6 protein-coding genes and 2 pseudogenes are annotated in these 7,481 nt (G+C 68.3%); all 8 read right to left on the minus strand.

Annotation, left to right across the window (positions count from 1 at the left end; translation table 11 throughout):
* Positions 1-919 (minus strand): annotated as a pseudogene (locus KRR26_RS35795) (hypothetical protein); the annotation flags it as partial.
* A 712-nt stretch (positions 920-1,631) separates the two neighbouring features.
* On the minus strand, positions 1,632-2,969 hold the full coding sequence (locus KRR26_RS35800) for an Ig-like domain-containing protein (RefSeq protein ID WP_217082101.1): 1,338 nt from the start codon (positions 2,967-2,969) through the stop codon (positions 1,632-1,634).
* Positions 2,970-2,978: 9 nt separating this feature from the next.
* Positions 2,979-3,374: a hypothetical protein gene (locus tag KRR26_RS35805; protein ID WP_217082102.1), complete on the minus strand. Its 396-nt coding sequence runs from the start codon at positions 3,372-3,374 to the stop codon at positions 2,979-2,981.
* Between the two features lie 4 nt (positions 3,375-3,378).
* Positions 3,379-4,074: a hypothetical protein gene (locus KRR26_RS35810; protein WP_217082103.1), complete on the minus strand. Its 696-nt coding sequence runs from the start codon at positions 4,072-4,074 to the stop codon at positions 3,379-3,381.
* Between the two features lie 7 nt (positions 4,075-4,081).
* Complete coding sequence (locus tag KRR26_RS35815) at positions 4,082-4,579, minus strand: hypothetical protein (protein ID WP_217082104.1); 498 nt, start codon at positions 4,577-4,579, stop codon at positions 4,082-4,084.
* Position 4,580: 1 nt separating this feature from the next.
* On the minus strand, positions 4,581-6,110 hold the full coding sequence (locus KRR26_RS35820; protein ID WP_217082105.1) for a baseplate J/gp47 family protein: 1,530 nt from the start codon (positions 6,108-6,110) through the stop codon (positions 4,581-4,583).
* Between the two features lie 741 nt (positions 6,111-6,851).
* Positions 6,852-7,238: a GPW/gp25 family protein gene (locus tag KRR26_RS35825; RefSeq protein ID WP_217082106.1), complete on the minus strand. Its 387-nt coding sequence runs from the start codon at positions 7,236-7,238 to the stop codon at positions 6,852-6,854.
* 10 nt (positions 7,239-7,248) lie between these two features.
* Positions 7,249-7,481 (minus strand): annotated as a pseudogene (locus KRR26_RS35830) (hypothetical protein); the annotation flags it as partial.

Raw genomic sequence — 7,481 nt, forward strand, 5'->3', positions numbered from 1 at the left:
GGTGAGTGTTGACGAAGCCCAACAGCGAGGACAGCTGCGCGTCCACGGTGCCCGCCGGAAGGAGGTTGGGCGTGCCAGGCACCGCGTCCGCACCCACACGGGAGGCTCCCGGTGTCCCAGCAGCAGCGGAGGAGAGCTTGTCCACGACTTCATCCACGGCGGCCTGCACCGTGTTGGCAGCGACGAAGCCATGGGGCGCGTAGTCCACAGCCCCAGCCCCATGCCGTCGGGCGGCCCCGGAGAAGTGGCCGGCCAGCTCAGCGTCCACCTCGTCCAACGTCGCCTGCACCGTGTCCGCGTCGGGGCGCAGGACTTCCCAATTGCCGCTCTCCACGGCCACCGAGGTGCCCCGGGCGAAGATGAAGGCCTGGCGGCGGGAGGTGTCCAAGTCCGCGGCGAGAATCTGCGTCTGCCCGGGACGGCGCCGGACGTCACACAGCAGCAGCTCGTCAGGTTGGAGGGCGGGCTTGGGCGCCTGGCCGAGGGGGCCCTCCGGCGCCTGGCGCACCACCAACTCGAAGGACTCGTCGCGGCGGAAGTACACCTGCTGGGAGTTGCCGTCCGTGCGGGGCTCGGACAACAGGCGGGTGAAGCGCAGAAATATCCCCACCCACCGCTCACTGCCGGAGGTGGAGACGTCGGTAGGGATGCCCGACATGTCCACCGCGCAGTCCACCGTCTGGCCCGTGCCGAAGAAGATGCGCTGGCCGAGGTTGTCGTAGGCGCGTCCCGGGGCCGTCAAGTCCACGGAGAGGTTGGGCACCGGCGAGTGCGGCGCGGGCACGGCCCCGGAGATGACGCCGTGGACGCCCAAGTCCGAGGCGAGATTGCGGTCTGCCTTTTCGAGAAGGGCGAAGCCGAGGTTCAGCTCCGCTTCGGTGACGCGCTGCCGAAAGAAGTATTGGAGAGTGTCGGCCATGATTTGGCCTCCGCATTCGAGCCATGGTGCGTGTGGAAGTGGCAGCGGCGACAAAGGACTTCGAGGTTCCACGGCGCCAGCAGCAACTCGCGGTTGCCCTCGGGCGGCAGTGGGTGATGAACGACGAGGTTTCCTTTCGTGCGGCGCTCCCCGCAGCGAGCACATTGCGCGTCAGGACGATGCAGCATGGAGGTGCGGATTGCGGAGAAGCCCTCGCGCTGGCGCCATGCGTTTTCTGGGTAGAGGGAGCGCTCGGGGTTGAGGCGTCGGCGAATGCCACTACAAACGAGCGAGCAGTAGAGCCCGCCGCCGCGAGCGATAAGTCGCTGAGGCGTCTCGAAGGGCTTTCCGCACCAGCGGCAGGTGCACGGAACCAGTTGGCCACCGGTTGTTGGCGCATTGACCGCGTTGCGCCCGCGTTTCCATGTCGCGAAGCACGCTCTGCTGCAAGTCCGCCCGCCCCGGCTCGAGCTGCCGCGGCGGTAGTAGGCCCTTGCGCACACCTCGCATGTCGCGTTCGGAGGGAAGTGGTCGCGCTGCCAAATTCGGTAGCAGTTCGCGCACCGACGGCGGTGTGTCGACTGAACGGGCCGGAGACAGTCGATACATGTCTTCGGGCGTTGTACTTCCTCATTGTGGCTCGGCACGTGTCGCGACCCTCCCCTCACGACAAAGGCTGCCGAGTGGAAATCGGGGACATTCCGGGCGGACGTCAGTGGAGTGTCGTCGTCTCGCCCAACTCGCTGAGTCCCAGCTCCCAGTGCTCGGGGAGAATGGGCGGCAGGGGCTCCACCAGGTCCACGAAGTGAGTGTGGGCGGGCTTGAGGTACCCGACGAGGGCGCGCAGGCGTTGGCGCTCCGCGAGTGTCAGGAGGCGGTCCACCCCGATGTTGAAGGCGTAGCGGGCGAAGCGCTCGGAAGGGCCCAGCACCCAGTCGACGCCCAGCTCCGACTCGCCCAACACCAGGGTGTCCGAGGCGAAGGGGGAGATGGCCCGCACCTCAATGCCGAGGAAGAAGCGGATGGCGTTGCGCAGGCCCAGGGCCGTGCCCTTCTGCTGGTACATGGCGACGAGGACGGAGGCCAGGCGGCGCCGGCCGAGGACATCCAACTCGAAGGCGAAGGGGTTGCCCAAGTCCTGGAGAATGGCGTCCAGGAAGGCCTCGGGCGCGCGCTCCAAGTCGAAGACATCAGGGAAGGCATCCAAGTCGGCGAGGAGCAAGTCCGTCACTTCCTGGAGGCAAGACACGAAGCGATGCAGGTCGCCCGTCACGTCGTCGCGGCGGTTGTGGCCCGGCAGCATCTCCCAGAGTGCGAAGTGCCGGGAGGGGGGCCGAGCCGGGCGGAAGCCAGCGAAGGTGGCGCGGTGGTAGGGCGCGAGCACAGGGTTGCCGTGCGCGTCCGTCACTCCGTCCACGAGGACTTCATACGCCACGTCCGGCGTCAGCTCCGTGTCGAGGACAAGATGGACGAGGGCACCGTCCGCTGCGGCCTCGAGGGCCGCGACCGGGACAGCGGGCGCGCCACGCGCGGTGAAGGTGAAGCGCGCCGAGGACGGCACACGCACGTCCTCGTCGAAGGCGAGGCGCACCGACTTCGGCGCCAGGGCCTGGGCACCCACGAGGCGGGGCGCCGTCCTGTCCTCCACGCTGAAGATGTACGTCTCGTCGAGGTGGTGCGCGCCGCCGGCCGTGGCCGAGACGACGCGGACTGAGACGGAGGCCTGGCTCGCCAGCGGCGTCGCCGGGTGGAGCACGACACGCAGGGTGTCCGCTGTCTGCGCCACCTCAGCCAGAGGCCCCGCGAAGGCAGGTTGCACCTCGACGCTGTCCACGCCCGCGAAAGCGAGGATGCCGTCCACCCAGACGCGTGTGCCCGCCCGCGAAATGCCGTCGGTGCCGATGTCCACCATCTCCAGCTCCAGCGCGGAGTCCACGGGGACGCCCTCCTCGCCTGGACCCGGCGACCGATTGAGGAGGAGCAGGCGGCGAGTCTCTGCGAGGAGAGAGACGGTGTCGACGTAGAGGGCAGGCAGCTCAACCGTGGCCATGGGGCCTCCTCACAGGGAGATGAGCTCCAGGCGCACGCCCACCGTGTGGACGCCGGAGAGCTTCGAGACGTTGGCGGCCATGTCCGTGACGAGGCGCTCGCGCCCGGAGCGCCCGATGCAGCGGGCGTACTTCACTCCGTCCACGACGATGGATGCTTCCCATGCGAGGCCCGACGGGGCCCCTGGCGGCACACGGAAACGCAGCGCGCAGCGGACGAGCGCCAGGCCCGTGACGTCCACGGCCTGCGTCACCTCGGCGAAGTCCCCAGGGGCCATCTCGAAGAAGTGCCCGGGCTCCTCGTCCCCGAGGACGAAGAGGAACTCGCCCGAGACGGGCGTGGCCCGCTGGGGCCGAATGCGGCCTTGGCCCACGCCGAGGCGACTGGTGAAGGCAGTGAGGGCCATGTCTTCACACCTGGCGGGAGAGCTCGAGCGAGTCGAAGTAGGCCCGGCGCGTGACGTCCCGCACGGCGAAGCCGAAGCCGCCTCGGCCCGAGGTGAGGGGCTGGCTACCGGAGTTGATGCCGAGGTTGTCGTCGACGAAGTCGGCCATGCCCGGAATGGGCTGCCAGTTGGGAGGCGTGCCGAGCGGGTGGAGGGCCAAGTCGTTGTGGAAGGCCTTGAGGATGACGTCGCCGTTGGCGTTGACGATGACGTCCAACCGCAGGTGCAGCCAGGTGCCCTGCGCGAAGCTCGCTGAAGACTTCAGCAGGACGCCGGGGCCGTCCGCGTCTGGCAGGCCCGTGGCCACCGCGCCCTTGCGCAGCACCACTCGGTGCGGCTCGTCATCGGACAGGCCGAGGAGGTACGCGGAGTCGTTGACGGAGGTGCCCTGTCCGCAGAGGTAGAGGAAGGGCGAGAAGCCGGTGGGGCCGCCACCAGGCCCGCGCTGGAGGCAGCCGCGGATGCTGCCGCCACGGGCCATGGGGGCGAAGTCGGGGAGGTTCGCGAAGAGGGCGACAGCGCCCTGTGCGGCCGACAGCGAGTTGAAGGCGAAGAGGAAGTTGCCGCCACCCGGGGGACGGGCGATGCCCGCCGTCACACCTCTGTCCACGGTGGCGATGTCCAGTCCGCCATTGAGGTACGTCCAGTCTGCGAGTGCCATGGTGTCCTCACTGCGTGGTGGCCGTGGGCCACCCGGTGTCGAAGTCCTCGGTGGGCTGCGAGGAGCTGAAGCGCGCCGCGCGCGCTGGCACGTCCTCCCAGCGCCAGGTGAATGCCTCGGTGTCGAAGTCCTCTCTCGGTGCTGGCACGGAAGCGGTGTCCTCCCACTCGGTGAGGGACGGCCCTTGGCCCCACGTCTCGACGGCGCTCCCCTCGAAGAGGTGCGGGACGAGCTGCGCGGGTGGCAGCTCGAAGAGGTAGCCGTCGTTGTCCCAGCCCCGAGAGAAGGCCTCGAAACCCTCGCGCTGGCCGAAGAAGGCGAGGGCCACAGGGACGTCGGAGAGGGTGGCGTGCCACACGTACCAGCGCTCGAAGTCCTCGCACGCCTCGTCCGGCACGCCGAAGCCCGCCAGGGCTTCGAGGCGCGTCACCGCCGTCAGCGTCCAGTACGCCGCCTCGCCGGGCCGCCCTCCCGTGTCCTCGAAGCTCGGATTGAGGAGCGCCATGTCAGAAGAGCCTCCCGGTGTCCCCGTCCTGGAGCGTGACGCTGCCCAGCACCGGCAGCTCCCGCACCGCCAACTTCACATCCGCGGGTAGGCCGTTGAGTGTCAGGTCCATTCTCGCGTCACCCAGCTTCCTCACTCCGGGGGCATCGCGAATGACGTTGAACACGTCCGACCATGCCACCTCGCCAGCGGGGCTCCCCTCTGCGTCCTTGAGGTTGAAGCCGAAGTCGATGCGCGGGTTGGGCGTGCCGTCTGGCTCGCTGACCCGGAAATGGACTGCGAGTGCCAGGCGGACGCGCGAGGCGACCTCCAGGGCCGAAGCGCCCTGTCGCAGAAAGAGGCGCGCGGAGACGTCCACGCGTCGGTACACCGGCTCCTGGACGCTGACCTGGAAGGTGAGGGTGCAGGGGTAGACTTCCGTCACCTGCCGCAGCACAAGGGCCTTGAGGGCGGGCGTGGGCACGCCGCCGCCCTGGGGCACGACGTAGAGGATGCCGGAGTTCTCCGGAATGCTGGCGTCCTCGTTGGACGTCAGCATGCGAGCGCGCGCTACGCCGGGCAGGCGCCGGGCGTTGACCTCGAAGTCCTCGCGGGACACCGTGCGCGTCAGAGCCCGGAGGCTCTCGGGGGCGAGCAGCTTCGCGGAGGCGATGGACTGCCGGTCCGCGCCGCCGGAGGCCGGGGTGGGGTTGAGAACGGACACCTGCACTGCATGGCCGTGGGAGTCCCGGAAGCTACCCTCCACGACAACGAGGCGACCTGCATCCACGTTGCCGGCTGCGCCGCCGCCCGTCTTGTACGTCACCGCCACAGTGCCAGCAGGAGGCAGTCCGTTGATGCCGGTGCCGAAACGGACGGTGGCCTTGTCTCCCTGGTCCACAGAGACGAGGAAGTGGGCGTCAGAGGCGCGAGAGTTGAGGAAGGTATCCACTTCGGTGAATGCGCCCTGGGCGGTGGACACGCGGGCGGAGCCATCGAGGTAGGGGCCGAAGTCCAGGCGCGCCTCGAAGTCGGCGAGGCCGCGAGAGTCGAAGAGCTGGGTGTGCGTCTTCGAGTGCTCCACCACGGTGACGACGCGCGGCGGGTTGGCGCCGGCCGGGATGGTGGCGGGCGACAGGAGCTGGAAGCGAACGGCTTCTGTCACCTCTTGGGTGCGGACGACGGTTCCGGCGGGGAAGGTGACGGGGGCGGCGGGAGGCAGGGCCAGGCGCAGCTCCACCTCGGTGCTAGCTGCCTGCGCGCCGTGAAGGCGGTAGCCCAGCATGCGCGCCAGGGCGATGACGTTGCGGCGCTGGGTGGCGGTGGAGAGGCGGGACTCGCGGGCGAGGTTGTCCTGGTACGTGCCGAGGACGTCGCCGATGAATGCGTACATCTCCAGCAAGACGTTGCCGAAGCTCGCGACGTCGAAGTCCGTCCAGTCCGGGAAGACGCTCTTCGTCAGCGCGACAAGGCGCGCGCGCAGGGCGTCGAAGTCTCGGTGGGTGTAGTCGTTGGACGCTGGGAGAAGTGGCACGTCGGCGGATGCCTCCACCGGGAGACAAAGGCCTTGGACTCACTTCTTTTTGGGGACATGAGGACGGCGATTCGCGAACGCCGCCATACGCGAACTCGCAAACCCGGAGCTGGGCCGCCAGTCTCAAGGTGTGGTCGAGCAGTGAGACACCGCACTCCCCAGGTTGAAGCTCTGCCAACTGCCCAATTCGCGGTCGTTCAGCCAGCGGCTCAGCTCTCGCCCTCTCCTTCTCGGACGAAAAACGAGCCACCGACCGATGTCATGACATACCGCCCAAAACAGACTGGACACCTCTTGCCCAGGTAACACACACCATGCGTCGGACAGCGGTTGTCACATTGCCATGGGCTGTAGTCCAACTCTGTAGTCGTGCCAGAGCCTGGTTCGGCCCAACTGGGCAGGTTCTTCACTGCCATGGATGCTTCCACCCAGCCTGCGACTGAGCAGAGCCGTACCCACCGGTGCATCTTCTCCACCGTGCGCAGGAGCGTCAAGGCCTCCGCGACGGACACCTGATGAGTCTTCATCACCCACTTTGCGACTTCGGCGCGCATGCCTTCCCTCATTCGGCACCACGCAGCGAAGTATGTCGCTGGCTCCATCAGACTCCTTCGCCCTGGGGCTTCACATTCGTGAACAGGAGGCTGGAGGCACCGTCGGCATCATTCATCATCCAGAGCGCCTCTGCCCCTCTCCGCTCGGAAAGGTACTTGAATTGGCCACCACCACCGACACCGAAGTTCGAGTTTCCTGCATGACTCAAAGTCCCCACTGAAGGGGAGCGTCGAAGTCCGCTGTCGTGTCACCCTCGCGCACGCGCACACGAAGCGTCAGCGTGGCTGCGTCCTGCTCGACGCGAACCTCTACTAGATGGGCGCCAGGCAGCCATCGAGCGAGGGCGTCACGGACGTACACGCGCGCCAGCTCCGCCAGCACCGCGTCATTGCGCTGGTGGCGAAGCCGCGCGAGTCCCGCCCCGAAGCGGGTGCGCCAGGGCAGCTCGCCAGCGGAATGGGGCGTGGCGCCCTCCGTGAGCAGCACCTGCCGCACCTTCGAGGCGAGTAGCTCGGCCCCGGTGCCCGCAGCGAAGTCCCGCTTCTTGTCCCGCCGGAAGGGGACAAGGAGATTCTGGGGCGCTCGACTCACGACGTCCTCCTCACGGGATAGGGATGGCCGCGCGCGCCTGCAGCAGCGTGCGGACGATGGTGTCAAGGGGCGCAACAGCTTCGTCCAGCGCGCGGCCCTCGAGGCTGGAGAAGTCTGGCACCTGGGGGCCGCCTACCAGGCCCAGGAGGACGTTGAGGAGGGCCATGAGTTGGGAGAGGGCGGCCAGGGCTTTGCCGACATTGGCGGCCTCCTGGGCGACGTTGGCCTCCGCGCAGCCGGCCA

This window comes from Citreicoccus inhibens, assembly GCF_019039035.1.
In the GTDB taxonomy this organism is placed as follows: Bacteria; Myxococcota; Myxococcia; order Myxococcales; family Myxococcaceae; genus Citreicoccus; species Citreicoccus inhibens.

What these genes read in the sequence shown, in the direction of transcription:
- KRR26_RS35815 (WP_217082104.1), bottom strand. Translation starts at nt 4,579, where the DNA reads ATGGCGCTCCTCAATCCGAGCTTCGAGGACACGGGAGGGCGGCCCGGC.
- KRR26_RS35800 (WP_217082101.1), bottom strand. Translation starts at nt 2,969, where the DNA reads ATGGCCACGGTTGAGCTGCCTGCCCTCTACGTCGACACCGTCTCTCTC.
- KRR26_RS35805 (WP_217082102.1), bottom strand. Translation starts at nt 3,374, where the DNA reads ATGGCCCTCACTGCCTTCACCAGTCGCCTCGGCGTGGGCCAAGGCCGC.
- KRR26_RS35810 (WP_217082103.1), bottom strand. Translation starts at nt 4,074, where the DNA reads ATGGCACTCGCAGACTGGACGTACCTCAATGGCGGACTGGACATCGCC.